Annotated in this window: 23 protein-coding genes; 8 read left to right on the top strand and 15 right to left on the bottom strand. The window is 64.0% G+C overall.

Annotation, left to right across the window (positions count from 1 at the left end; all coding sequences use genetic code 11):
• Positions 1 to 66 precede the first annotated feature (66 nt).
• On the top strand, positions 67 to 543 hold the full coding sequence (locus CDE01S_RS13245) for an Lrp/AsnC ligand binding domain-containing protein (protein WP_066708340.1): 477 nt from the start codon (positions 67 to 69) through the stop codon (positions 541 to 543).
• A 7-nt stretch (positions 544 to 550) separates the two neighbouring features.
• Here CDE01S_RS13245 and CDE01S_RS13240 read toward each other — a convergent pair whose 3' ends face one another.
• Entirely contained in the window at positions 551 to 1,453 is a 903-nt protein-coding gene (locus CDE01S_RS13240) for a prenyltransferase (protein ID WP_066708338.1), read from the bottom strand.
• A gap of 16 nt (positions 1,454 to 1,469) precedes the next feature.
• Positions 1,470 to 2,168, bottom strand: a complete 699-nt coding sequence (locus CDE01S_RS13235) for a YggS family pyridoxal phosphate-dependent enzyme (protein WP_066708335.1) — start codon at positions 2,166 to 2,168, stop codon at positions 1,470 to 1,472.
• Between the two features lie 48 nt (positions 2,169 to 2,216).
• On the opposite strand from CDE01S_RS13235, the gene CDE01S_RS13230 reads away from it, so the two are divergent.
• The 3 genes from CDE01S_RS13230 to CDE01S_RS13220 all read left to right on the top strand — a co-directional run bounded on the left by CDE01S_RS13230 (position 2,217) and on the right by CDE01S_RS13220 (position 5,464).
• Positions 2,217 to 3,260, top strand: coding sequence for a type IV pilus twitching motility protein PilT (locus CDE01S_RS13230; protein WP_066708332.1), 1,044 nt, complete (start codon positions 2,217 to 2,219; stop codon positions 3,258 to 3,260).
• A gap of 155 nt (positions 3,261 to 3,415) precedes the next feature.
• Positions 3,416 to 4,552 (top strand): PilT/PilU family type 4a pilus ATPase, encoded by a 1,137-nt coding sequence (locus tag CDE01S_RS13225; protein ID WP_066708330.1) that lies wholly within the window; start codon positions 3,416 to 3,418, stop codon positions 4,550 to 4,552.
• Between the two features lie 9 nt (positions 4,553 to 4,561).
• The gene (locus CDE01S_RS13220) at positions 4,562 to 5,464 is read left to right on the top strand and encodes an NAD(P)-dependent oxidoreductase (RefSeq protein WP_066708327.1); all 903 of its coding nucleotides are present in this window, start codon (positions 4,562 to 4,564) and stop codon (positions 5,462 to 5,464) included.
• A 45-nt stretch (positions 5,465 to 5,509) separates the two neighbouring features.
• On the opposite strand, the gene CDE01S_RS13215 is transcribed toward CDE01S_RS13220, so the two are convergent.
• The 3 genes from CDE01S_RS13215 to CDE01S_RS13205 are packed head-to-tail and all read right to left on the bottom strand — an operon-like array spanning position 5,510 to position 7,187.
• Complete coding sequence (locus CDE01S_RS13215; protein ID WP_066708324.1) at positions 5,510 to 6,148, bottom strand: BON domain-containing protein; 639 nt, start codon at positions 6,146 to 6,148, stop codon at positions 5,510 to 5,512.
• Positions 6,145 to 6,744, bottom strand: a complete 600-nt coding sequence (locus CDE01S_RS13210; RefSeq protein WP_066708314.1) for a phosphoheptose isomerase — start codon at positions 6,742 to 6,744, stop codon at positions 6,145 to 6,147. Before CDE01S_RS13210 ends, CDE01S_RS13215 begins: the two co-directional genes overlap by 4 nt.
• A gap of 50 nt (positions 6,745 to 6,794) precedes the next feature.
• Complete coding sequence (locus tag CDE01S_RS13205) at positions 6,795 to 7,187, bottom strand: YraN family protein (RefSeq protein WP_066708311.1); 393 nt, start codon at positions 7,185 to 7,187, stop codon at positions 6,795 to 6,797.
• Here CDE01S_RS13205 and rsmI point away from each other — a divergent pair.
• Complete coding sequence (rsmI, locus tag CDE01S_RS13200; RefSeq protein ID WP_066708308.1) at positions 7,187 to 8,107, top strand: 16S rRNA (cytidine(1402)-2'-O)-methyltransferase; 921 nt, start codon at positions 7,187 to 7,189, stop codon at positions 8,105 to 8,107. The genes CDE01S_RS13205 and rsmI overlap by 1 nt on opposite strands.
• On the opposite strand, the gene CDE01S_RS19195 is transcribed toward rsmI, so the two are convergent.
• Complete coding sequence (locus tag CDE01S_RS19195; RefSeq protein ID WP_281179362.1) at positions 8,094 to 8,222, bottom strand: hypothetical protein; 129 nt, start codon at positions 8,220 to 8,222, stop codon at positions 8,094 to 8,096. The two genes, rsmI and CDE01S_RS19195, sit on opposite strands and share 14 nt — an antisense overlap.
• 127 nt (positions 8,223 to 8,349) lie before the next feature.
• Positions 8,350 to 12,138 (bottom strand): ATP-binding protein, encoded by a 3,789-nt coding sequence (locus tag CDE01S_RS13195; RefSeq protein WP_066708305.1) that lies wholly within the window; start codon positions 12,136 to 12,138, stop codon positions 8,350 to 8,352.
• Between the two features lie 103 nt (positions 12,139 to 12,241).
• Here CDE01S_RS13195 and CDE01S_RS13190 point away from each other — a divergent pair, with 103 nt between their 5' ends.
• The 3 genes from CDE01S_RS13190 to CDE01S_RS18515 all read left to right on the top strand — a co-directional run bounded on the left by CDE01S_RS13190 (position 12,242) and on the right by CDE01S_RS18515 (position 13,593).
• The gene (locus tag CDE01S_RS13190; protein ID WP_084382883.1) at positions 12,242 to 12,862 is read left to right on the top strand and encodes an RNA polymerase sigma factor; all 621 of its coding nucleotides are present in this window, start codon (positions 12,242 to 12,244) and stop codon (positions 12,860 to 12,862) included.
• Between the two features lie 97 nt (positions 12,863 to 12,959).
• Complete coding sequence (locus CDE01S_RS13185; protein ID WP_066708301.1) at positions 12,960 to 13,160, top strand: hypothetical protein; 201 nt, start codon at positions 12,960 to 12,962, stop codon at positions 13,158 to 13,160.
• A gap of 202 nt (positions 13,161 to 13,362) precedes the next feature.
• Positions 13,363 to 13,593: a hypothetical protein gene (locus CDE01S_RS18515; RefSeq protein ID WP_157077126.1), complete on the top strand. Its 231-nt coding sequence runs from the start codon at positions 13,363 to 13,365 to the stop codon at positions 13,591 to 13,593.
• Between the two features lie 113 nt (positions 13,594 to 13,706).
• Here the strand turns inward: CDE01S_RS18515 and CDE01S_RS13180 are convergent, their stop codons facing one another.
• From CDE01S_RS13180 to CDE01S_RS13150, 8 genes are all read right to left on the bottom strand, one after another.
• Positions 13,707 to 14,063 (bottom strand): hypothetical protein, encoded by a 357-nt coding sequence (locus CDE01S_RS13180; RefSeq protein ID WP_066708299.1) that lies wholly within the window; start codon positions 14,061 to 14,063, stop codon positions 13,707 to 13,709.
• Positions 14,064 to 14,159: 96 nt separating this feature from the next.
• Positions 14,160 to 14,837, bottom strand: coding sequence for a cysteate racemase (gene cuyB / locus CDE01S_RS13175; protein ID WP_066708297.1), 678 nt, complete (start codon positions 14,835 to 14,837; stop codon positions 14,160 to 14,162).
• Positions 14,831 to 15,388, bottom strand: coding sequence for a cation:dicarboxylate symporter family transporter (locus CDE01S_RS19190; protein ID WP_369406367.1), 558 nt, complete (start codon positions 15,386 to 15,388; stop codon positions 14,831 to 14,833). The genes cuyB and CDE01S_RS19190 overlap by 7 nt, the downstream gene beginning before the upstream one ends.
• A gap of 23 nt (positions 15,389 to 15,411) precedes the next feature.
• Positions 15,412 to 16,155, bottom strand: a complete 744-nt coding sequence (locus CDE01S_RS19185) for a dicarboxylate/amino acid:cation symporter (protein ID WP_281179360.1) — start codon at positions 16,153 to 16,155, stop codon at positions 15,412 to 15,414.
• Positions 16,152 to 16,982 (bottom strand): substrate-binding periplasmic protein, encoded by an 831-nt coding sequence (locus tag CDE01S_RS13165; protein ID WP_066708293.1) that lies wholly within the window; start codon positions 16,980 to 16,982, stop codon positions 16,152 to 16,154. The genes CDE01S_RS19185 and CDE01S_RS13165 overlap by 4 nt, the downstream gene beginning before the upstream one ends.
• Before the next feature lie 8 nt (positions 16,983 to 16,990).
• Positions 16,991 to 18,127 carry an ABC transporter substrate-binding protein gene (locus tag CDE01S_RS13160; protein ID WP_169802265.1) on the bottom strand — a complete coding sequence of 379 codons (1,137 nt, stop codon included), beginning with the start codon at positions 18,125 to 18,127 and terminating at the stop codon, positions 16,991 to 16,993.
• Between the two features lie 124 nt (positions 18,128 to 18,251).
• Positions 18,252 to 21,155, bottom strand: a complete 2,904-nt coding sequence (locus CDE01S_RS13155) for an NHLP bacteriocin export ABC transporter permease/ATPase subunit (RefSeq protein WP_066708287.1) — start codon at positions 21,153 to 21,155, stop codon at positions 18,252 to 18,254.
• Positions 21,145 to 23,346, bottom strand: coding sequence for an NHLP family bacteriocin export ABC transporter peptidase/permease/ATPase subunit (locus CDE01S_RS13150; protein WP_066708284.1), 2,202 nt, complete (start codon positions 23,344 to 23,346; stop codon positions 21,145 to 21,147). The genes CDE01S_RS13155 and CDE01S_RS13150 overlap by 11 nt, the downstream gene beginning before the upstream one ends.
• Positions 23,347 to 23,348: the final 2 nt, after the last annotated feature.

Raw genomic sequence — 23,348 nt, 5'->3', positions numbered from 1 at the left:
ATGGTGTCTAGAATCAAGATGAATTTCTGACTGAAATTTTCATGTTCTGCAAAATTTAATCCAGTCATGCACGACATTGCGCCGGAACTCGACCTCACCGACCTGAAGCTCCTCAAGCTCCTGCAGCAGGACGGCCGGCTGGCCAACCTCAAGCTGGCCGAGGCGGTGAGCCTGTCGCCCACCGCGGTGCTGGCGCGTGTGCAGCGGCTCACGCGCGAGGGCTACATCCTGGGGTACGAGGCGCGCCTGAACCCGCTCAAGCTCGGGCGCGGCATGCTGGTCTTCGTCGAGGTGCTGCTCGACCGCACCACACCCAATGTGTTCGAGCAGTTCAAGGCGGCGGTGCAGGTGCGGCCGGAGATCATGGAGTGCCACATGGTGGCCGGCGGCTTTGACTACCTGCTCAAGACCCGCATGGCCGACATGGCGGCCTACCGCGACTTTGCCGGCACCGTGCTGTGGCAACTGCCCGGCGTGCGCGAAACGCGCACCTATGCGGTGATGGAAGAGGTCAAGAACACCACCCAGCTCGCCTTGCCGTGACGAGGTATCAGGGCAGTTGCCAGGACATGGCCGCTACGGCCATGAACAGCGGCGTGGCCAGTGCCACCACGACATTGAGCGTCATGGCCGGCAGCAGACGCTCGGGCTCGTCGCCGTAACGCAGCAGCCAGCGGCCCATGGGCACGGCCAGCGCCATCGGCGCCAACCCCCACAGCGTGGGCGTCGGCAGCCAGCGCAGCAGGACCGCAACCAGCAGCCCGGCGGCCGCCAGGCCATGCAGCACCAGCACCAGCCGCGCCGCCCACGGCCGGCCACGCACGATGACCAGGTTGCGCCGACCCACCACGCGGTCGGCTTCGCGATCGGGAAACTGGTTGAGCAGCAACAAGGCGCTGGCCAGGCAGCCAGGCACCCAGGAAGCGGCCAGCGCCGCGCCCAGGTTGTGGCCCCCCAGGGCCACATGCGTGCCCACCACCATCAGCGGCCCCACGCCCAGCCCCGGTGCCAGCAGACACAGCAGCGGGTGGCGCGTGAGCCAGGGGGTGTACAGCAGCACCAGCAGCACACCCGCCAGCCCGATGGGCAGGATGGCCCAGCCGCGCAGGCGCAGCACCGCCCACCCCACGGCCAGCGTCAGGCCCAGTGCCAGCAAGCCCACCGCCAGCACGGCACCGGCCCACTGCGGCTGCGCCGGCAAGGCCCCACTGCCGCCAGAGAACGGCGTGCGCCGTGTGGTCGCGTCCAGCCCACTTCGGAAGTCGGCGTATTCGTTGAGCATGTTGACGCTGATGTGGGCACACAGCGCACCGGCCACCACCTTGGCCAGCAAGACGCCGTCCAGTGGCATGCCGATGTGCCAGACCGTGGCCAGGCCCAGCAACAGGCAAGACAGCGTCAGCAGCAGAAACGGCAGGCGCGCGGTAGCGCGCAGCACGGCAAGCAAGGTCATGGCGATCACTTGTCCGTCAGATCGCCGAGGCGTAACTGCGGCCACCGAAGATGGCGGTGCCCACGCGCACCAGCGTGCTGCCGGCATCAATGGCCGCCTCCAGATCGGCCGTCATGCCCATGGACAGGGTGTCGAGCGCCAGGCCTTCTGAATTTATTTGATCAAACAAGGCTTTAGCCCTCATGAATACGGCGCGAGCCGCTACAAAATCAGGAGCGGGCTCGGGGATGCACATCAGGCCGCGCAAGCGCAGCCGCGGCAACGCGGCAAGCTCGCGTGCCAGCGCCAGTGCCTCGGCCGGCGCCACGCCGGACTTGGTGGGGCCACCATCGACATTGACCTGGATGCAGACCTGCAGCGGCGGCAGTTCAGGCGGGCGCTGCTCGCTCAAACGCTGGGCGATTTTCAGCCGGTCCACCGTGTGGGCCCAGGCGAAGTGCTGCGCCACCAGCCGCGTCTTGTTGCTCTGGATCGGGCCGATGCAGTGCCACTCCAGCGGCAGATGGCTCAGGACCGCCATCTTCTCCACCGCCTCCTGGATGTAGTTCTCGCCAAAGGCGGTCTGCCCCGCCGCATGCGCCTCGATCACGGCTTCGGGGCCGAAGGTCTTGGAGACGGCCAGCAGGCGGACGTCCCCCGGCTCACGCCCGGCCGCAAGACACGCGGCGGCGATGCGCTTACGAACGGTTTCGAGGTTGGCGGCAATCGTGGTCATAATGGCCCAAGCGTATCAAAAGACGTTCTTTCAAAGATCGAGGGACTCGTGGACATTACCCAACTGCTGGCCTTCAGCGTCAAGAACAAGGCCTCTGACCTGCACCTCTCCGCCGGCCTGCCGCCCATGATCCGGGTGCATGGCGACGTGCGCCGCATCAACGTCGAGCCGCTGGACCACAAGCAGGTCCACGCCATGGTGTACGACATCATGAACGACACCCAGCGCAAGAACTACGAGGAGTTCCTGGAAGTCGACTTCTCCTTCGAGATCGACGGCCTGGCGCGCTTTCGTGTCAATGCCTTCAACCACCAGCGCGGCTCGGGGGCGGTGTTCCGTACCATTCCAAGCAAGATCCTGACGCTGGAGCAGCTCAACGCGCCCAAGATCTTTGCCGACCTCGCCCTGCGGCCGCGCGGCCTGGTGCTGGTCACCGGTCCCACCGGCTCGGGCAAGTCCACCACGCTGGCGGCCATGGTCAATCACCTGAACGAGACCGAATACGGCCACATCCTGACGGTGGAAGATCCGATCGAGTTCGTCCATGAATCCAAGAAATGCCTGATCAACCAGCGGGAAGTCGGGCCGCATACGCTGAGCTTCGCTGCCGCCCTGAAGTCCGCCCTGCGCGAGGACCCGGACGCCATCCTGGTGGGCGAAATGCGCGATCTGGAAACCATCCGTCTGGCCATGACGGCGGCCGAGACCGGCCACCTGGTGTTTGGCACGCTGCACACCTCGAGCGCCGCCAAGACCATCGACCGCATCATTGACGTGTTCCCCTCGGAAGAAAAGGAAATGGTGCGTGCCATGCTGTCGGAGTCACTGCAGGCGGTGATCTCGCAGACGCTGCTCAAGACCAAGGACGGCAACGGCCGCGTGGCGGCGCACGAGATCATGATCGGCACGCCCGCCATCCGCAACCTGATCCGCGAGGCCAAGGTGGCGCAGATGTACTCCAGCATCCAGACCGGCAACAGCGTGGGCATGCAGACGCTGGACCAGAACCTGACCGAGCTGGTCAAGCGCAACCTGATCAGTCCGGCCGAGGCACGCGGCAAGGCCAAGATTCCTGAAAATTTCCCTGGGTAGAGATGGCACACCCCCAGGCTTGCTCGCTGCGCGTAGCCGCCACCCCCCTTGCAGGGGGCAACACCAGCAGTCCGGCAAAGCCGGTCCTGCGGTGTTCCTGGTTATTGAAGGCCCTTCATTCCTCGTCATCGGCTTAAGAAAAGGGAGGTGCTCTCATGGAGCGCGATCAAGCCACCAAATTCATCAACGACCTGCTCAAGCTGATGGTCGGCCGCAATGGCAGCGACCTGTTCATCACGGCCGACTTCCCGCCGGCGATCAAGGTCGACGGCAAGGTGACCAAGGTCTCGCCGCAGCCGCTGAGCGGCGCGCACACCCTGGCGCTGGCACGTTCGATCATGAACGACAAGCAGGTGGCGGAGTTCGAGCGCACCAAGGAGTGCAACTTCGCCATCTCGCCACCGGGCATCGGCCGCTTCCGCGCCAACGCTTTCGTGCAGCAGGGCAAGGTCGGCATGGTGCTGCGTGTCATTCCCTCGCTGCTGCCCACCATTGACACACTCGGTGTACCTCAGGTGCTCAAGGAAGTGTCACTGGCCAAGCGCGGCCTGTGCATCCTGGTCGGTGCCACCGGCTCGGGCAAATCCACCACCTTGGCGGCGATGGTGGACTGGCGCAACGAAAACTCCTTTGGCCACATCATCACCATCGAAGACCCGGTGGAGTTCGTGCACCCGCACAAGAACTGCGTGGTGACGCAGCGCGAAGTGGGGCTGGACACCGACAGCTGGGACATCGCCCTCAAGAACACCCTGCGCCAGGCGCCTGATGTGATCCTGATGGGCGAGATCCGTGACCGCGAGACCATGGAGCACGCAGTGGCCTTTGCCGAAACCGGCCACCTGTGCCTGGCCACGCTGCACGCCAACAGCGCCAACCAGGCGCTGGACCGCATCATCAACTTCTTCCCCGAAGAGCGCCGCCCGCAGCTGCTGATGGACCTCTCGCTCAATCTGCGCGCGCTGATCTCGCAGCGGCTGGTACCGAAGCAGGACGGCAAGGGCCGGGCCGCCGCCGTGGAGGTGATGCTCAACACGCCGCTGATCTCCGACCTGATCTTCAAGGGTGAAGTCGCCGAGATCAAGGAGATCATGAAAAAGAGCCGCCAGCTCGGCATGCAGACCTTCGACCAGGCGCTGTTCGACCTCTTTGAGACCAACGTCATCAGCTACGAAGACGCCTTGCGCAACGCCGACTCGCTCAACGACCTGCGGCTGCAGATCAAGCTCAACAGCCAACGCGGCAAGTCGCAGGATCTGAGCGCGGGAACGGAAAACCTGGCTATCGTCTAATCCCCTCTTATGGCAAACATCAACGCAAAAACCTACGAACCCACCCCGGCACGCAAGGTGGCCTTTCTCGGCCTTGGGGTCATGGGCTACCCGATGGCCGGGCACTTGGCACGGGCCGGCCATGCGGTCACGGTCTACAACCGCACACCGGCCAAGGCGCAGGCCTGGGTCGCAGAATTTGGCGGCAAGCTCGCAGCCACGCCGCGTGAGGCCGCAGCAGGTGCCGACTTCATCTTCGCCTGCGTCGGCAACGACGACGACCTGCGCAGCATCACACTGGGGGCCGACGGCGCCTTTGCCGGCATAGCCCCTGGCGCCATCTTCGTCGACCACACCACCGCCTCGGCGGAGGTGGCGCGCGAGCTGGCGACGGCAGCACGTCAGATCGGCCTGCAGTTCATCGACGCACCGGTATCGGGCGGCCAGGCCGGCGCCCAGAACGGCGCACTCACCGTGATGTGCGGCGGTGATCCGAAAGCGTTTGATGCGGCCAAGCCGGTGGCCATGGCCTTCTCGCGCGCCGTCACCCTGTTGGGCGCCAGCGGCGCTGGCCAACTGACCAAGATGGTGAACCAGATCTGCATTGCCGGGCTGGTACAGGGCCTGAGCGAAGCGATTGCCTTCGGCCAGAACGCCGGCCTGGACATGTTGCAGGTGCTCGACGTCATCGGCAAGGGCGCCGCGCAAAGCTGGCAACTCGACAACCGTGGCAAGACCATGGTGGCTGACCAGTTCGACTTCGGCTTTGCCGTGGACTGGATGCGCAAAGATCTCGGCCTGGTCATGGACGAGGCCAAGCGCAACGGCTCGCGCCTGCCGGTCACGGCCCTGGTGGACCAGTTCTACGCGGACATCCAGCAGATGGGTGGCCGGCGCTGGGACACCTCCAGCCTGATCAAGCGGCTGAAATAAACAAGGCGCCCGAGGGCGCCTTGTTTATTCTGGATCACTGAAGATTCACTTCTTCTTTTCATTCGCGGCTGGCTTGGGCAACAAAGCCTGCAACTCTTCTTCGCTGATGATCTCAAAAATGCGCACCACTTTCTGGACGCCGCTGGTACTGCGTGCGATTTCGGTGCCGCGGTCGGCCTCGCGCTGGGTCACGCGTCCCATCAGGTAGGTGACCCCACGCTCGGTGACGACCTTGTAGGCACTCGCATACAGGTCACGCGCATCCACCAAGCCGGCCTTGACCTTGCCTGTGGTCAGCGAGTCGCTGGAACGCTGCGTGAAGGACGAGTTGCCCATGACGCCCAGCTCATTGACGATGGTACGCACGTTCTCGACGCGCGACACCACCTGCTCCGCGAGTTGCTTGTCCTGTGCGCTGGGCACTTCGCCGGTCAGCAGCACCTGGCGGTTGTAGCTGGTGATGTTGATGTGGACGCGATCGCCCAGGTTTTCCTGGATGCGGCTGGCGGCACGCAACTCAATGCCCTCATCCTCCAGTTGGGCGCCCGAGGTGCGGCGATCGACCGCCACCAAGCTGCCGGCCACCGCGCCGCCGACAATCACCGGCGCACAGGCGCTCAGGGTTGCAACCAGACCAGCCGCCAGTGCAGCCGTCAGACAAAGTTTGCGGGCCATCAGTTTCATGTCGGTGTTTCCTGTTCTCCAAGCAATTGGGCATCCACCGCATCACAGATGCAATGCAGTGCCAGGATATGGACCTCCTGGATACGTGCTGTACGCTCGTGCGGCACACAGATGTGCACGTCCGTGTCGCGCAGCGCCTGATTCATCTTGCCGCCGCCCCGGCCGGTCAGGCCGATCACCACCATCTCGCGCTCGTGCGCGGCCTCGATGGCCGCCAGCACATTGGCCGAATTGCCGCTGGTGGTGATGGCCAGCAACACGTCACCGGGCTGGCCCAGCGCGCGCACCTGGCGCGAGAAGACGGCATTGAAGTTGTAGTCGTTGGCGATCGCTGTCAGGATCGAGGTGTCGGTCGTCAGCGCAATCGCCCCCAGTTCAGGGCGCTCACGCTCGAAGCGGCCGACAAATTCGGCTGCGAAGTGCTGCGCATCGGCGGCCGAGCCGCCATTGCCGCAGGCCAGCACCTTGCCGCCACTTGTCACACAGGCCAGCATCGCCTGCACGGCGTCGGCAATCGGCTTGCTCAAGGACTGCGCCGACTGGTATTTCAGATCGGCGCTGTCGATAAAGTGTTGTTGAATGCGTTGCTCAAGCATGGGGCAATGATAACTGTGAAGCCTTGTCCGCGCCGAGGCAGGTGCTTGTTTCAGTCTGTAAAGAAAGCCGACTGCAGCCATTGCACGCCATCCGCCTCCAGCGCCACCACGTCAAAGCGGCAAGGCGGCGGCTCACGCCAGCGCAACAGGTAGTGTCGCGCGGCAAAGATGATGCGCCGCTGCTTCTGCACGCTGATGCTGGCCGCCGCACCGCCATGGTGTGAACTGGCACGTTGTCGCACTTCGACAAAGACCAGGGTGCCGTCCGGTGCCCCCATGATGAGATCGATCTCACCGCCGCCACGCCCGGGCGTCCGATAATTGCGTTCCAGCAGGCGCAGCCCGGCACGCTGCAGATGGCGCAATGCCTGCTCTTCGGCCGCGTCGCCGGTTTGCTTGGTGGTTGGGCTGTTGCCTGCCGCCCGCCATTTGGGGAACACCATTGAACGCTTCTTTCGCCTCCGCCCTGACTGCCTCCCACGAGGCAGCTGCCTCACAGCATTATCCCCAAGGGGCTCTGTATGTGGTGGCCACCCCCATCGGCAATCTGGCCGACATCACCTTGCGGGCTCTGCATGTGCTGCAGCTGGCCGACACCATTGCCTGTGAGGACACACGCCACACCCAGAGCCTGCTGCGTGCCTACGGCATCGATCGCAGCCCGCAGCAACTTCTTGCGCTGCACCAGCACAATGAGGCCGAGGCAGCGCAGAGCGCGCTGGCACGGCTGCGTGCCGGCCAGCGCATCGCCTATGTCAGCGATGCCGGCACACCTGCCATCAGTGATCCGGGTGCGCGCCTGGTGGCTGCCGTACGCGCCGAAGGGCTGCCGGTCGTCCCGCTGCCCGGTGCCAGCAGCGTGACGACCGCATTGAGCGTGGCCGGCATCGTCAACGATGACGTGACCGGCTTTGTGTTTGCCGGCTTCCTGCCGGCCAAATCGAGCGAACGCAGTGCCGCCGTCCAGTCACTGGCCGGCGAACCGCGTGCGGTTGTGCTGCTGGAAGCACCGCACCGCATCGAACCGCTGGCAGCCGCCTTGGCGGCACTGGGTGATCGCCCGCTGACGATCGGGCGCGAGCTGACCAAGCAGTTCGAGGAGATTGCCACTGTCAAGGCGGCCGAGTTCAGCGCCTGGCTGACAGCGGAAGCGAACCGCACCCGCGGTGAATTCGTGCTGGTGCTGCACCCGGCGCCCGTCGCAGACGGGACCGGCGATACGGAAGGGCTGCGCATCTTGAGGCTCCTGCTGGCCGAACTGCCGCTCAAGACCGCCGTGAAGCTGGCTGCCGACATCAGCGGCAGCTCGCGCAACACGCTCTACGACGCCGCGCTGGCCCTGAAGCAGCTCAGCAAAACATGAAGGCCAGCACGGCCGCATCCTCGCCCAGGTTCAAGGTGAGGTAACTCGCCAGACGGTAAACCAGATAGACCACGGTATCCATCGAGAGATCGGCTGACAGGAAGGAAGGCAACATGAGCAAAAGGCAGGAAGTGTTGGCGCATCGTCTGGAGCAGCATCCCTTTTGATGATGGAACGTTTGCGCGCCGAGCGTCCGCGCATTTTATGGCCTTGGGCAGATGACACTGCCAAACGCACCGCGCTCAGCTGAAGCGTTCGCGCGCAAGCCGACCTTCGGCACCTGAAGCCAGCTCCGGGCAGCTCGTGAGAATTTCCGTGATCCGATTCCGGAGCATCTGCCTTGCCGTTGGCTGAGTGGCAAATTGGCCCAGGGTCACGGCGGCACGCAGTTCCAGGCTTTTGGCACCTTGCTGGCCGGCCAACGCCAACGCCTGTTCCAGACAGCGCTCTCCTTCGGCACAATGCCCGCCCGCCAGACCGAGAAGCGCCGCGCCGCGCAGACGCAAGAACTCAGGCAGGAAATAGATGTCCAGACGACTCTCGCAACGCCTGATGGCGTCCTCTGCCGCGACAGCACAGGCCTCATGCTGGCCCAGGTGATGCAACGCATCCACCTGAAAAGCCAGAAATGTGCCCTCGACCACCAGCATGGCCTTGCGGGAGGCCTCGACACTCTGCTGAATGATCTCCATGCCCTCCGGCCGGCCGAGCATGACGGCCGCCCATCCCGAGACGGCACCCGCCGCGGCCTGCCATAACGACAGCCCATGCCGCAGTGAAAGCTCCCGCAACTCTTGTCCCAGCGTGGCGGTTTGCTGCGGCATGTTCATGAACCGGTAAAGAACCGCCGCAAAGGTCAGCGCAAACCCCAGGGTATGGGCATGCCCCAATTGGCGCGCCGCCGCAATGGCGGCCTGCGCCGTCGCGACAGCCGTATCAGGCCGTCCCTGTATCCAATGGATCCAGGCCTGGAAAGAAAGCGAAGAGATCCCGGTGTCCTCGCCATAGGTGCGGACAAGATCAAAGGAGGACAGGCCACGGCCAATCGCCACGGCCTTCTCCAGGTGCGCATACGCTTCTGCATAGCGCGCCATCCAGAACAGGTTGTTGCCATAGGCGTAGTGGACCTGCATGGCATGCGCCGGCTCGCCCGAAGCCTGGGCTATGCGCTCCAGCTTTTCGGCGAACTCCAGCGGAAAGGCCTCCGGCGTGCACGACCGGCCGCCCAGCCACAAGCCCCAAGTGACCGGGAACAACTCGGTGTCATCTTCCGTCGTCCGGCTCAACTCCAGAGAACGGGCAAAACACACCTTGGCCTCTTCCGCCCCGTAGCCTTTCATCGCCACCAAGGTGGTACCCAAGGCGGCCTGAAGCGAGAGTTCGAGCCCATCGGCGCCAGGCACCTCCAGCCCCCGCAACTGGGCCAGCCCGGATTCGAAATGGAAGACGGCATCCTGGTTGGCCGACCGGCTGGCAGCCATGCGGCCCGCCGCCAGCCAGGCCGCCGCCGCCGGCAGTGATTCGCCCGCAATGGTGAGATGCTGAGCCAGACGCTCAGGGCTGTTTTTGGCCAGATGCTGGAACGGCCCCTGGAACAACCGGGCCAAGCGGCCATGGATGTTTTTGCGCTCATTCAGCGGCAAGGTCTGGTACGCAGAATCCTGGAACAAGGCATGCTTGAAGCGGTAATGCCCCCGGTCCTGCGGCTGGATCAAACCGGCCTTGCCAAGCCGGTCCAGATAAACCGGCAGCCGATCGCCGGGGCCATCCCATAGAGCCTCCAGCAGCTCAAGACTGAAATCACGGCCGATGGCGGCCGCCTGTTGCGCCAGGCGCCGGGCTTCGCCAACCGACTCCAATCGCACCGCCAACAGGTGCCACAGCGTGCCCGGTATCTCCATCTGGAGATCGGCCTGCAGGCTGCGCGCCATCTCTTCGATGTAGAGCGGGATGCCGTCTGCCCGCAACAAAATACTTTTCAGGGCCCGGGCATCCCAGCCGGCGCCGCCGGCCGTCTGGCGCACCAGCCGCTCGGCCTGCCGGTCCGACAAGGCCGGCAACGACAGCGTTTTGAGACCAGGCAAGACTTCGAACTCGGGGCGGGCACTCATCAAAAGCAGGCAAGGCGCCACCGGCCGCGCCAACAGGGCTTGAACCCATTCCAGGGTGGAGGCGTCGGCCCAATGGACGTCTTCCAGCAGCAGCAACAATGGCTGTTGCTGCGCCAGACACAGGAACACATCCCGCAGAGCCCCTTCCAGGCGGTGTTTCTTGTCGCTTGGCGACAGTGGCAACGACGTCGTTTCCTGGGGCAGCTGCAGCAGCTCGGCCAGCATCGGCAGATGAACCGCCAAGGCATCGTCCAAGGACGTCAGCCAGCGCGCCAAACGCTGGCCACGGCTGGCGCCACCCGCCTCTGCGCCACCGTACTGGTCCAGCAGGTGCTGCAGGAAATCGACCAGGGGATAGTACGGCGTGTGCTGGAATTCCGGCAGACAACGCAGCAAGCACCAGGCGCCGCCGGTACTTGCCACCTGCGGCTCCAGCATCTGGATCAGGCGGGACTTGCCCATCCCGGCCTCGGCACGGATCAGCAGCGCCTGGCTGCCACCTTGGCGGGTACGCTCCCACAGGGCGCGTAGCAGCCGCAGTTCGGTCGCACGTCCGACAAACGGCGTGAGTCGATGGGCCGCCGCCTGCAACCGGTGACGCGCCGTGCTGCGACCCTCGATCAGGTGATGGAGCGAGCCGCTCGTCTCGCGCAAATCGCTCAACAAGAAATAGCCCTCCACCAACTGTGCGATTTCGGGACTGACGGCGATGCCCCCCCACGGCGCCTGCTCTGCCAAGGCGCCGGCACGCTGGGTAATCAGCCCCGTCGCATCGGGCAGGTTGAAGCGCTGGTCGTTCACCACCCAGCCGCAATGCGCTCCCAGCCGGATGTTCAGGCCAGAGGTTCCGGCCGCGTAGCGGACCATCTCCAACGCTGCTTCCAACACCTTCACGGGCGCATGTTCCTGCGCCTGCGGATAACCAAAATAAGCCAGGATCTTGCCGGCGTGCAAGGCGATGCCATGCCCCCCGTGTGTGCTGATGATGTTCATGCAGCTGCCGTGGCTGTCGGCCACAACGTTCGCTGCGGCTTCCGATGGCAGCGCGTGGGCGGCCTGGATGTCGCAAACAAGCACACAGACCTGGCGGCGTTCAACGTTCGGCACAGGGGCCGGCACCCAGGACGGCGCCGTCAGCTCGCCGCGGCGGATGGCCTGCGCCAGGGCCAGGGTCTGCGGCTCGGGCTCCAAACCCAGTTCGCGTTGCAGCAGCGCACGACAGACCTCGAACTGGGCCAGCGCGGCGGCGGTCTGACCATTGCGCGCCTGCAACTGCATGAGCCGGCGATGCGCATCCTCGGCCCAGGGCTCCAGCTCGATTTCCTTGTGCAGCAGGACAATGGCACGCGCGATCTGGCCATGCTGTTCATGGCATTGGATCAACCTCTTGAGCAACGGCAAAGCCTGCCGCTGCACCGCCTCACGGCGCGCCTCCAGCCAATTTTCGAAATCCGGCGCATCCGGCAGGCTCAAACCGTGCAAAAGCCCCCCGCGGTACAGCGCCCATTGCTGCTCCAGGCGCTCCAGCTCATCGGCAGCTCCCTCGGAAACCGGTCCCGGCTGGCTGAAGGCCTCGACATCCAACCAGTGAGGGCTGGCGCCATCAAATCCGAGCTGATTCTTGCTCGTGACGAAGAAATCTTCGCCCGCTCCCCCGGCCATCAGCGTCTTGCGCAAGTCGTGCAAGGTGCGGCGCAGGTTGCCGCGCGCCGTCTCGGCCGGCGCCTCGGGCCACAGCAGATCCGCCAGTTTTTCCCGATGGTGCGGCCCCGCCCCTGACTCCAGCGCCAGATAGGCCAGCAAGGCACGTGTCTTGTCATAGCCGAACCCGTCCAAGGCAAGGCCACCGCGCGAGACAGCAAAGCCGCCCAGGAAACGCATGACCAACCCGTTGGGCGGCGGTTCAAACAGGGAATTCATCCGATGGCCAGGAAGTGCGAACGATTTCTGAACGCTCGAAATTTAGGATGGATTTTCAAAGGGAGAAGCCCTGCCAGAGCGGGGCCAGAAATCTAACCAGGCAATGAACGGTGCGGGTAATTGCGGCCGCATGTCTAACGGGAAAGTAGTCGCTGCCATGAATGATATCCAGTTGTATCGCGTCAAACAGTGGGTTGAGCGCGCCCGCGCTGGCGACGAGGCCGCCTTTTCCGCCCTGGTTCGTGAGTTTCACAGCAACGTCTGGCGCTTCATCCTGAAATCGGTGCACAACCCTCAGGATGCGGAGGAGCTGACGCAAGAAACCTTCATCAGCGCCTGGCGCAGCCTTCAGACCTTCCGCGGTGAATCCAAGTTTTCCACCTGGCTCCTGGGCATCGCCCTCAACATCGCCCGCAACCACTGCAACCGCGCTGCGTCCCGCAAGGAGGTGGAGTTGCCGGAAGACAACGTCCTCGAATCCTTGCTGCCCCAGGCGGAGGACCCCTCCGAGCTGGCCCGAAGCAAGCAAATGCTGCTGGAACTGGACCGCGCCATCTTCCGCCTGCCCGAGGAACTGCGGGAAGTCGTGATCCTGGTCAGGCTGGAAGATCTCGCCCTCGAGGAAGCTGCCAACGTCCTGAAAATCCCGCTGGGCACGGTCAAAAGCCGCTTGAGCCGCGCCCGGGAAAGATTGGCTGAAGACATGTTCACGCACATGTCATGAATGCACTGTATTGGAACCTTTTCCCTTTTCGGGTTACTCATGGGGCAGGCCCTTGGTTTGACAAGGCACCACCTCCAACCGCAACGTGGAATCAGGAATGACCCATCCGCAGGCGCATGAACTGGATCGCCACCTGAGCGAACTGGCCTTGCATTACCAATCCGAGCAAGCCCCGGCCGGCGCCGTGGAGCGCGTGCTGGCCCGTTTGGCCGGCCGCAGCCGCATGCTGAACGATGCCGATCTGGAGTGGCTGGCCGCGGCCGGGCCGGGCTTTCCGCCACCGCAGGACCCTCACTGACGCGCCTGGCGTGGGCGCGGGCCATCTGGCTGTCGACCATTGGCAGCCAAACGGGCAGGACAGTTCATCTGGACAGGCTTGGCACGAACAGCGCCCGAGGCCTGTGCTCATCCGCAGCGTGCGCGAACCTTGTCCTCATGCCACGTTACTCATGGACTGCGGAACCGCTTTTTCGGCATCCCTGCAAACATGAAAGCACACCATGACCTCTTCTGATCATCGTCCCCCAACGTCACCGGCACCCACCATGACCGACACCGACGCCAGCCCGTCTGCCGCACTGCCTGATGCGCAGCTGGAACAGGTATCTGGAGGTGGCAGCATCTGGCCCCCGGCGCAACCGCCTCGCTACCCGATGGAGGGGCGCGTGGTTATCCCACCCGGGCAGCCCTATACGGGCGATCTCGACGGCACGATCACCGTCGGTCCGTAGCCATCCGGATCCCGCCCTGGCACGTGCTGTGGTACGCCTGATTCGGCAAGACAGTACCAAGGCACCCAATACAACGGCGCCGTGTGTTCTCGCAGATTCTCCCGAGCACCTGCTTACAGCGGACGCCCAACGGTCACTTTCGTTTTCTTGCCAGCACCAGACTCCGGACGCAGGCGAATCAACCCGAGGGAGAAAAGAGAGGCGATCTCCCGCTCGGCATAACTCATGCCGCCGGCCACTTTGTCCAATTGCCCGTCATCCAGGGCCTGATTGGCCACTGTCGGGGCCTGCGCGGCAAAGTACTTGAGCAGATCGTCCTGGCGGACATCCAGCCCGGCCTGCTGGGCGGCCTGACACAGCAACGCCGCGCCCTGCACGACATCAGGAGTCTGGCGCAGCAGTTCCAGCAGGGCTGAGTCCTCTTCAAGCAGCTTGCGCAGCGCTTGAAGGATTTCGGATGAGAGGTGCATGGCATTTCTCCAAGAAAGGGCATCAGAAGTTACTGCCACGCTCCGCGTGGCACCTCGATGGGTAACTACCTGCCGTGAAAGGTTCCAGCACGGGCGCTACCGCTTCGCCAGGCAATGCGCCACGCTGTAACGCGCCAGTTCGTGGGTGCTGTCGACCAGCCTGAGGGCCGACACGGGCAGTGCGGCCGCTGCCAGCGGAATCTCCGTGCAGGCCAGGATCAACTGGCCGGCCTGGCTGGCCCACGGCTGCCACAAGGTGGCCAACACGCGGCCGGCCTCTTCAACCGCACCGGCTTTGACCAACGCGATGACACGATCCACCTGCTGTTGCCCGGCCTCATCAGGAACACCCCATGCGTGGCCGGCCGAATGCAGTTGCCGTTGATAAAAACCGGAATGCAGCGTACCTCGCGTCGCCAGGATCACGACCGGGTCAGGCCCTGGCTCCAGGGCGGCCATGGTTGCCGTCGCAATATGAAGAATGGGTACCGGACAGGCGGCCTGCAGCGCCTCGTACCAGTGGTGACAGGCATTGCACGGGATCGCGATGGCCGATGCGCCGCCAGCCACCAGCTTGTCCAGTTCACGGAGCAGTACCGGCAGCGGCGAAGGCCCCTGCCCCAGGATGGCAGAACTCCGGTCCGGAATATGGGGCGCCATCGTGGTCAGCACAGGCAGATGCTCCTGGTCCCGCTGCGCCGGTGTCAACGCCACAAATTTGGCGAGAAAGTCCACCGTGGCAGCAGGCCCCATGCCCCCCAACACGCCTAGCATGCCGCTTCTCCGGCGGGGACTGGCGCCGTCTCTGCATGCGGCACATCATTGGGCATGGGCTCGGGTCTGCCGCACACGGCCGCCGCCCAGGCACTGTTGACCGCCACACTCACCAGCGTACGCACCACATCGCTCACCGGCTCGACGGCCACAAACAACGCCAATGCCGCCTCAAAAGGCAAGGCGAGGAAATTGCAGACTAGGCTGATCATTGACAGCACCAGCAAGCCGCTCATGCCTGTGGACGCAAAACCGGCCAGGATCGAGCCCAGCAGGATGATGGCCACGGCTTGCATGTCCAGGGCGCGGTCGTAAAGATGCGCGATGAAGAAGGTGGCCAGGACATAGTAGAGCACCTGCCCCACACGCAACAGGGAAATGCCCAGAGGAATGAGCAGCTCGATGCGGTAATGCGGGAAACCCAGACGAACGACCAGCGATTCGATCATGGCCGGCATGCACGCCTGGCTGCTGCGCGTGGCCAGTGCCATGGTCATCGGCTCACGTTGGCTTTGCATGACCTCGCGCCATGATTGACCACTGCTTCGCACCAGCACCCAGAAAGCCGCCAGAATCAGCAGCCCCCCGCCATGCCCAACGCCGCCAGGAAACCGAGCATGGCCTGCAAAGGCTCCACGCCGGTCTGGGCAATCTGACTGGCCACCATGCTGAACAGCACGATGGGAAGAAAGTAGTTGAACCAGCGGGTCAGGGTCTGACACGCATGGAAGATGGTTTCCATGCTGCGGCTCAAGGGGTCGGCCACCTCTGCCGGCACCTTCGCAAGGGCACACCCGAACAGGAGCGCAAAGACAAAGGCCTTGAGGGTTTCGCCCTGGGCCAGCGCGGAGAAGATATTGTCAGGAATGAGCTGGGTCAGCATGCCCAGCACCGACGGTCCCGAAACGGTCTGATCCTGGGAAAAAAGCGCCATCTCATCGCTGGCCGCACCGCCGCCAACGACTTGCCCCAACTGAAGCATGGTTTCTGCGGGCAGATTCTTGCCAGGCGTCACCAGCAGCGCTGTGACGGCCGCGACCCCAGCCGCAATCATCAAGACCAGGAGAGAGAACCCGACGATACGGGTCAGCAACCGACCCGTATGTCCTTCCTGGAAAAGCCGATACAGGCTGAAAATGATGGCCGACACCATGAAGGGCAGCACGATCATCTTCAGCAAGGCAAGATAGATGTTGCTGACCAAGGCCAGCCTGCTTGCCAGTTCAGGGAACAGCAAACCCATGGCGATACCCAGCAACAGGCTCCCGATCACGACACTGGGGCGTGCGACTTGACTGCGCAAAGCGACAAGATTCATGGCCGGGACCTCAGTTCTCGGGATTCAAGTTTGGCGTTCATCGACGGCCGGTGCTGCGCCAGATAAAGATTCACCAACGCCAGTAGCTGCTGCGACTGATAGGGCAGCGCCACGCTCAGGCTGTCTTGGGTATCCGTGAAAGCCACGACCCGCAAACTGAGCGACAGGGCTGGGCTCTGCTGGAAGAGTCGCTGCATCTCGGACTCATCCCGATAGGCGGCGATCACCTCCCCCCGCGTCAGCGCCTCCAACAGCTCTTCCCAGCGCCTGTAGGCCACCAGACGCGCCTGGGGAAAGCTGCGGAGCGCCTGATCGGCAAAAGAGGAGCCCTGAATCACACCCAGCGTCCCGTCGAAATGGCGGATGACATCGCCAAACTCCCGTCCCCGGGCAAGACGCGCAAAAGCCACCCGGTTCAGAAGAACGGCATGCCGGCTCGTGGAGTAAGGATCGGAGAAGCGTACGTATCGCGCGCGTGCCAGGGTACGCGACAACTTGCCGACGGCCATGTCCACTTCGCCGCGCGCCACACACTCGACCACCTCGTTGAAACTGCCGGCCTGGCGCAGCACTTTCAGGCGAACACCCAGCACCTGGGCCACCCCGTTCGCAATCTCGGCATCGATGCCTTCCAAGCCCGTCGGCCCCTCGTAGAAGAAGGGCGGAGAATCGAAAGACGGCATCGCCACACGCAACTCACCCCGCGTCACGATGCGCTGGATATCGACCGGCAGGGCACTCGCGGGCAAGCCCTGCGCGGCTGCGGCGCTCATCAGCAGTGCCAGACCGCACACCCAGGCGGCTCGAACGACATATCTGATCTTCATGGCGGACCTCATGGCAAGCTGACGAAACGACCGTCGCGGACAATCTTCTGGCCGATCTTGCGTTCGGGCATGTCCCCCAAGTCGTCAAAAGAGACTTCTCCGGTGACCCCTTGCCATGTGCGTGTGGCATGCAACGCACGTGCCACATCGTCGGGCACTGTCCCGCGCGCCTGCCGCATGGCTTGCGCCACCAGCTGAAGTGCGTCATACCCCTGTGCCGCAAAGGTGTCGGCGGCGCGACCATATTTTTTCTGGAACAGGGTCTCGAAGTGGCTGACCGCGGGGCGGCGGGTATCTGCGTCGTAGATCTCCGGAACGACGACACCCTCCGCCAGCGCCCCCAGCTGCAGCAGCTGCGGCGTGTCCATGCCATCACCACCGACGATGGGCATGGTCATGCCGAACGATCGCACCGCCTTGATGAATTGGCCGGCCACCGGCATGTTGCCCGCGAGGAAGATGGCGTCGAATTGATAGAGGTCCTTCCAGGTATGGGTCAGCTGCCCGAAGTCCTCGGCACTGATGGCGTAGGAGCGCCGATCGACAATGGTCATCCCCAGCTCCCGGGCACGCTGCTCAAAATAGTTCGCCATGCCCTGGCTGGTCTTGTCCTTGACATAGGCGATGGCCACCCGGCGATAACCACGCGCGGCCATGAAGTCGGCCATGCGGGAACCCAGACTGCGGTTGCTTGGCGACGATCGGAAGACCAGCTTGTGGCCTTGCAGGTTGATCTGGTAATCGGAGGCGCCGGGCGTCAGGTACAGCAAGCCTGCCGCCTGGTACATGGACGAGGCGGGCAAGGCGATGTAGGAATTGAGGTGACCGATGACCGCCACCATGTCGCGGTTCTCGGCAAACTGCTGTGCGATCAGGCGCCCCTTGGCCAGCGAGGCCTCATCGTCTTCCTTGATGATGCGCACGGGTCGCCCCAGAATGCCGCCCTGCGCATTGATCTCTTCAGCAGCCAGCTCGATGCCCTGCCACAAGCTCCCCTTGTGCCCACCCCAGGGCCAGACCGCACCGATCACGATCTCACCGTCGGCGGAGGCAGCCCGTCTGGCCCGCGCCGTCGCCGGGTCGCCCCAGTTGTCGCAGCCGCCGAGCAGTCCGGCAACGACCAGAAGCCATGGCCATATCTTCATGGTGCCGCCCCTCCCTGCATCAACATCGATGTCATGCGGTGCCACACCGCCTGCCCGGCAAGCCGGCCTCCCCAGGTTGTCGCCATCGGCAAGAATGTTTTGTGGTGCATAGTTGGCATCCGTCTCAAATGATTTGCCGCCGGGCCAGATCGGCAAACAGTCCGTCCGTTGCCAGCAGCTCCGCATACGTGCCGCTCTGGACAATCTGCCCCCCGTCCATGACCAGAATCCGGTCGGCATGGACAATCGTGCTCAGGCGATGCGCAATGACGACCCGGGTGGCCCGCAACTGCGCCATGCTGTCGCTCACCACCGCCTGCGTCTGGTTGTCCAGGGCACTGGTCGCCTCGTCAAAGAAAAGAATGCGCGGCCGATGCACGATGGCACGCGCGATCATCAGGCGCTGACGTTGGCCACCGGAGAGGGTCGAACCACCGTCGCTCACCATGGTGTGCATGCCCATGGGCATTTCGCGGATGTCGGCGGCCAGACCGGCCTGCTCGGCGGCGGCCCAGGCATCGTCCAGCGTGAGCGGTGCGGAGCCCACGATGTTGCCGAAAATATCACCCGAGATGAGCTGACCGTTCTGCAGGACCACGCCCAGCTGGCGACGCAAAGCACCCAGATCGAGCCCGGACATGTCCTGGCTGTCGTAATAGAGCGCCCCCAACGTCGGCTGCTCGAACCCCAACAGCAGGCGCAGCAAGGTGGACTTGCCCGAACCCGATGCCCCCACGATGGCAACGAACTCACCGGCCCGGACATGAAGGTTGATGTCCTTGAGAATGACAGGGCCGTCGGCGGTATAGCTGAAGGAAAGATGGCTGATCTCAATATCGCCGCTCAACACGCCCGGATGGGCCTTGGCCTCGGTGATTTCCATCGGTGTCTGCAGGATGGGACGCGCCCGCTCATAGATCGGTACCACGTTGAGAATCGCCATCACGGCCCCGGTCGCTGCCAGCATGGCGCCCAGAAAACCTCCGAACGCGGCATTGAACGCCATGAAATGGCCGGTGCTGAAGCTCTTGTCGTCGGTGAGATAAAAAGCAACCAAGCCAAAAATGAGCAGATTGGCCAGCGTGGGAAAGATGCTGTTGAAGACATCCAGCACATTGCCGACCATGCGCGCACGGAACGTGTGTTCCTGCTGCTGCCCGTAGTTCATGGCCCAGTTGAAGAAGGCCCGTGTTTCTGCCCCCGCAGCACGCAACTTCGCGATGCCACTGAGCAACTGCAGCACCTGCCCGGATATCCGGCCTTCCATGGAGGCCAGATGACGCTCATGGCGCAAGCGCAGAAAACCGGCAAGTACGGTAACGAACACGGCCACGCCCACCAGCCCCAAAGCCAGCAGCCCCAGCTTGACGTTGTAATAGAACAGCAGCGCCAGATTGAAAGAGGAGAACACGGCGCCCATCAGGGTCTGCAGTGTCGTGCCGGAAATCAGTTGCAGGATGCTGTGGACGCCGTTGGCGCGCATGGCCAGGTCGCCTGCCGAATAATCGCGGAAGAAGGTGGAGGGCAAGCGCATCAGCCGGTCCCAGATGGCCGACTGGACGGCAAGGTCCAGGCGCCCCTCGACACGCAACACGGCAAAGCCGCGCGCTGCATCGAACAGGCTCGTGGCGAAGGCTGCGGCCAGCAAGGCCAATGTCAGTTGCAGCAGCTGATTTTTATCAGCTCCGGGAATCACGGAATCGAACAGCATGCCCGTGGCCATGGGCGTCACCATGCCGATAAGGCCGATTGAAATTCCCATGGCGATCACCATGAGGTAATCCCGCCAGCACCCCAGGCTGCCAAAGCGCAGCATCTCCACCAGGCCGCGGCAGGTCTCCCCCAGGCCCCGGTAGAAGACCCAGGCGAAATCCTCCAGCTCTGCCGCCAGGGCGGCATCCACACGAACGGATGCCCCTCCGGACGAAGGCAGCAGGTGATAAGCGCCGGCGAAGAATGCCAGCACCACGGGCTGCCCATCCTGCTTGCGGAAAGACAGCAAAGGCAGGCCGTCCTCTTGCCACCAAGAGCCCGCCAGGGTCACGCGGCGGCGGCGCACGCGGCTGGCCTCGGCAATTTCAGCCAGCACGTCGCGTGCGGCATCGGCCGGGCCAGGTGGCGGCGGCCGGAACTCGATACCGGCCACCCGTCCCAGACGGCAGCAGGCCGCCCAGAGCGCATCCTTGCCGCCATCCTCGCCCACAGCCCAGCGATCCCCACGCGCCAGGACCGCCGCCAGATGCCCCAGCGCCTGCCCCAGCTTGTCCGTTTCCCGATGCGCCTTCTGCTGCAGGCGCAACACCTCTTCTTGCGCCTGCACTTGCTGCTGCCGAACCAGGGCCGACCACAGACCGTCTTGCAACGCATCCACGCCTGCCAGCAAGGCCGTTGGCGTCAACGCCTCGGCCTCTGCCGTGCACAACTGTCCGGCCTCCCTGCAGACCAGCCAACCGGTGCGTGACAACGGCACCAGCCCTGTCGTCAGCGGCATCTCCGGTGCGCCAAGAAAGTCCCACGCCCCTGCCAGCAGCTTCACCCAGACCGTGTCTGCTCGGCCCAAGTAGGTGCTCCCCGCGTCGGCATGCGCACTGCCACCCGCCTCAGGCAAGGGGAGACCTTCTGGCAGCCCTCCTGGCAAAGGCGCGCGCAGAAAGTCGCACCAGTCCACCAAGGCAGCCGCCAGCCAGGCGCCATCGAGTACCGAACCCTCCGGCAGCACGAGCACCGAGCCCGGCACGGCGATCAAACGACTGTCGCCATTGCCCAAGGCCACGAGACACCAGTCCTGACAGCGGCGCCGCACCGGCAGCCCCCAAAGCAACTGGCCCGCCACCCGACGCCCCAGCGGGAACAGGGCACCAGCAGGCTGCCCGTCTTCCAGCCGGGACAAAAACAGATCGACGGCACCGGCCTCGACCTTCCAGACATGGCCACTGCCTTCCAGCTGCAGCGGCTGCCCGGCCCGCGCCCGCGCGGCTGTGCCATGCACCGCGAACAGGATGTCCGGCACGCCTGTTTCAGAGGGCATGACCTGCCTCCTCTCCTGCCTGCATCAGCTCGGCATAGGGACCCGGCACGGCACGCATGTCCTCGTGCGTGCCGCGCTGCACCACCCGCCCGCGGTCCAGCACGATGATCTCGTCGCAATCCCGGATCGTGCTCAGACGATGGGCGACGATCAGGCACGTGCAGCCGCGCCGCCGCAGGTTGTCGTCGATCTGCTGTTCGGTAAGCGGATCGAGGGCACTGGTCGCCTCGTCCAGCACCAGGATGCGGGGATTGATGGCCAGCGCCCGGGCAATTTCCAGACGCTGGCGCTGCCCGCCGCTGAAATTGACACCACCTTCCAGGACGGGACTTTCGTAACCGCCGGGGCGCGTCACCAGGACATCATGGATGCAGGCATCCTGGGCCGCGCGGATCAACTCCGCCTCGGGCAGGGTGTCGTCCCAGAGGCTCAGGTTGTCACGCACGCCGCCTTCAAAAAGCGCGATCTCCTGGCTCACCATCGACAAGGAGTTGACCAGGGTGGCGCGCGGCCACTGGTGCCGTGGCCGGCCGTCGAAGAGGATCTCTCCGCTCCAGGGTTCGTAAAGCCCCATGACCAAGCGCGATACCGTGGACTTGCCGCAACCCGATGCCCCCACCAGAGCCACGCGGGCACCGGGGCGCAGGGTCAGATTGAAGTTCTCCAGCAGCGGCGGCTCCAGTTTGCTGTAGCCAAAACTGATGTTTCTCAGCTCCACCGCGCCCTGGAGCCGGTCCACGGCAACCCCGGATGCGGCCTCGCCGGTCTGCGTGCCATCGGACTCCGGCGCGTACTTGAGCACATCATCAAGCCGCTTCATGTCGCCTTCCATCTCCTGGATGCTGGCGCCCAGGGCCACCAACTGATTCACTGGCTGCAGAAAACTGGCCATCAGGCTCTGGAACGCCACCAGCGCCCCCATGGTCAACGCGCCCTCCATCACGCGCAAACCACCCAACGAGAGAATGAGCACATTGTTCAACGTGCTCAGCAGCAGCGGAACGCCGACCCGCAGCACGCCTTGCCCCCCCGCGGCCTGCATGCCGTTGACCACCTTGGCATGGTGGCCCGCCCACTTCGCGAAGAAGTCCGACTCGGTACCCGAGGCCTTCAGGGTCTCGATCATCTGCAGGCCGTTCATGGAGGTGCCCAACAGCTTGCCGTGGTCGTTGGCGAGCTTCTGGTTCACATCCTTGCGCTGCCTCGCCATGCGCTGGAGCACCACGATGTTGATGGCGGCGACACCCACGCCGACCAGCGTCAGCAACACGTCGTAGGACAGCATCAAGGCCGCATAGAAGATCAGCACAACGAGGTTGAGCAAAGTCGTTGCCAACTCGCCGGTCATGAGTTCGGCCACTCGGTTGTTGATGCCGACCCGGCCACTGATGTCCCCCGCCGAACGCTGGGCGTAAAAGACCACCGGCAGGCGCAACACATGCCAGAGAAACTGGCTGGAGGTCGCCATCGCCAGCTTGGCGTGAAACCGTGCCAGGTAATAGCGCTGCAACCAGGTCAGGACACCTTGCAAGACCATGGTGACCGCCATGCCCACCAACAAGGGCTTGATCCAGCTGTCCATCCGACCGATCAGGTATTCGTCGATGAACACCTTGGCAAACACCGGCAACACCAGGCCCGGCAGCACCAGCAGCAAGCCGGCGATGACCAGGTACAGCAAGGCCGGCTCGCGCAAAGGCAGGCGCTTTCGCAGGCCGGAGAGAATGCTGTCGGGCTGGCCTTCCGGCTTGAAGTCCGGGCCCGGCGTGATCTGCAGAGCGACGCCGGTAAACCCCTGGTCAAATTCCTCGGGCGAGACGGTGCGCGGACCTGTAGCGGGATCGTTGAGATGAACGCCAGCCTTGCTCACCCCCTCCACCACCAGGAAGTGGTTGAAGTTCCAGAAAACAATCACGGGCTGGCGCAACGCCAGCACTTCGGACGGCTCGTAACGATAGCCCCTGGCTTCAAAGCCATAGGTGCGTGCCGCCTTGACCACATTGCTGGCCTTGCTGCCATCCCGGGAAACGCCACACACCTGGCGCAATTCCTCCAACGGGACAAACTTGCGGTGATAGCCCATGACGATGGCCAGCGCCGCCGCCCCACATTCGACGGCTTCCATTTGCAGCACCGTTGGCGTGCGTTCACGCCAACAGGCTGATGGTGGGGTGCGCAGGTCGCTCGTCATGG

This window comes from Curvibacter delicatus NBRC 14919 (genome assembly GCF_001592265.1).
Lineage (GTDB): Bacteria > Pseudomonadota > Gammaproteobacteria > Burkholderiales > Burkholderiaceae_C > Hylemonella > Hylemonella delicata.
Note: the sequence above shows the minus strand (reverse complement) of the source record. Positions and strands in the feature narration are given on the sequence as shown.

Excerpts from the sequence above, each read along its gene's own strand:
- CDE01S_RS13245 (WP_066708340.1), top strand. The coding sequence starts at position 67 with ATGCACGACATTGCGCCGGAACTCGACCTCACCGACCTGAAGCTCCTC.
- CDE01S_RS13240 (WP_066708338.1), bottom strand. The coding sequence starts at position 1,453 with ATGACCTTGCTTGCCGTGCTGCGCGCTACCGCGCGCCTGCCGTTTCTG.
- CDE01S_RS13235 (WP_066708335.1), bottom strand. The coding sequence starts at position 2,168 with ATGACCACGATTGCCGCCAACCTCGAAACCGTTCGTAAGCGCATCGCC.
- CDE01S_RS13225 (WP_066708330.1), top strand. The coding sequence starts at position 3,416 with ATGGAGCGCGATCAAGCCACCAAATTCATCAACGACCTGCTCAAGCTG.
- CDE01S_RS13220 (WP_066708327.1), top strand. The coding sequence starts at position 4,562 with ATGGCAAACATCAACGCAAAAACCTACGAACCCACCCCGGCACGCAAG.
- CDE01S_RS13215 (WP_066708324.1), bottom strand. The coding sequence starts at position 6,148 with ATGAAACTGATGGCCCGCAAACTTTGTCTGACGGCTGCACTGGCGGCT.
- CDE01S_RS13210 (WP_066708314.1), bottom strand. The coding sequence starts at position 6,744 with ATGCTTGAGCAACGCATTCAACAACACTTTATCGACAGCGCCGATCTG.
- CDE01S_RS13205 (WP_066708311.1), bottom strand. The coding sequence starts at position 7,187 with ATGGTGTTCCCCAAATGGCGGGCGGCAGGCAACAGCCCAACCACCAAG.
- CDE01S_RS19195 (WP_281179362.1), bottom strand. The coding sequence starts at position 8,222 with ATGTTGCCTTCCTTCCTGTCAGCCGATCTCTCGATGGATACCGTGGTC.
- CDE01S_RS13195 (WP_066708305.1), bottom strand. The coding sequence starts at position 12,138 with ATGAATTCCCTGTTTGAACCGCCGCCCAACGGGTTGGTCATGCGTTTC.
- CDE01S_RS13190 (WP_084382883.1), top strand. The coding sequence starts at position 12,242 with ATGAACGGTGCGGGTAATTGCGGCCGCATGTCTAACGGGAAAGTAGTC.
- CDE01S_RS13185 (WP_066708301.1), top strand. The coding sequence starts at position 12,960 with ATGACCCATCCGCAGGCGCATGAACTGGATCGCCACCTGAGCGAACTG.
- CDE01S_RS18515 (WP_157077126.1), top strand. The coding sequence starts at position 13,363 with ATGACCTCTTCTGATCATCGTCCCCCAACGTCACCGGCACCCACCATG.
- CDE01S_RS13180 (WP_066708299.1), bottom strand. The coding sequence starts at position 14,063 with ATGCACCTCTCATCCGAAATCCTTCAAGCGCTGCGCAAGCTGCTTGAA.
- cuyB (WP_066708297.1), bottom strand. The coding sequence starts at position 14,837 with ATGCTAGGCGTGTTGGGGGGCATGGGGCCTGCTGCCACGGTGGACTTT.
- CDE01S_RS19185 (WP_281179360.1), bottom strand. The coding sequence starts at position 16,155 with ATGAATCTTGTCGCTTTGCGCAGTCAAGTCGCACGCCCCAGTGTCGTG.
- CDE01S_RS13165 (WP_066708293.1), bottom strand. The coding sequence starts at position 16,982 with ATGAAGATCAGATATGTCGTTCGAGCCGCCTGGGTGTGCGGTCTGGCA.
- CDE01S_RS13160 (WP_169802265.1), bottom strand. The coding sequence starts at position 18,127 with ATGAAGATATGGCCATGGCTTCTGGTCGTTGCCGGACTGCTCGGCGGC.
- CDE01S_RS13155 (WP_066708287.1), bottom strand. The coding sequence starts at position 21,155 with ATGCCCTCTGAAACAGGCGTGCCGGACATCCTGTTCGCGGTGCATGGC.
- CDE01S_RS13150 (WP_066708284.1), bottom strand. The coding sequence starts at position 23,346 with ATGACGAGCGACCTGCGCACCCCACCATCAGCCTGTTGGCGTGAACGC.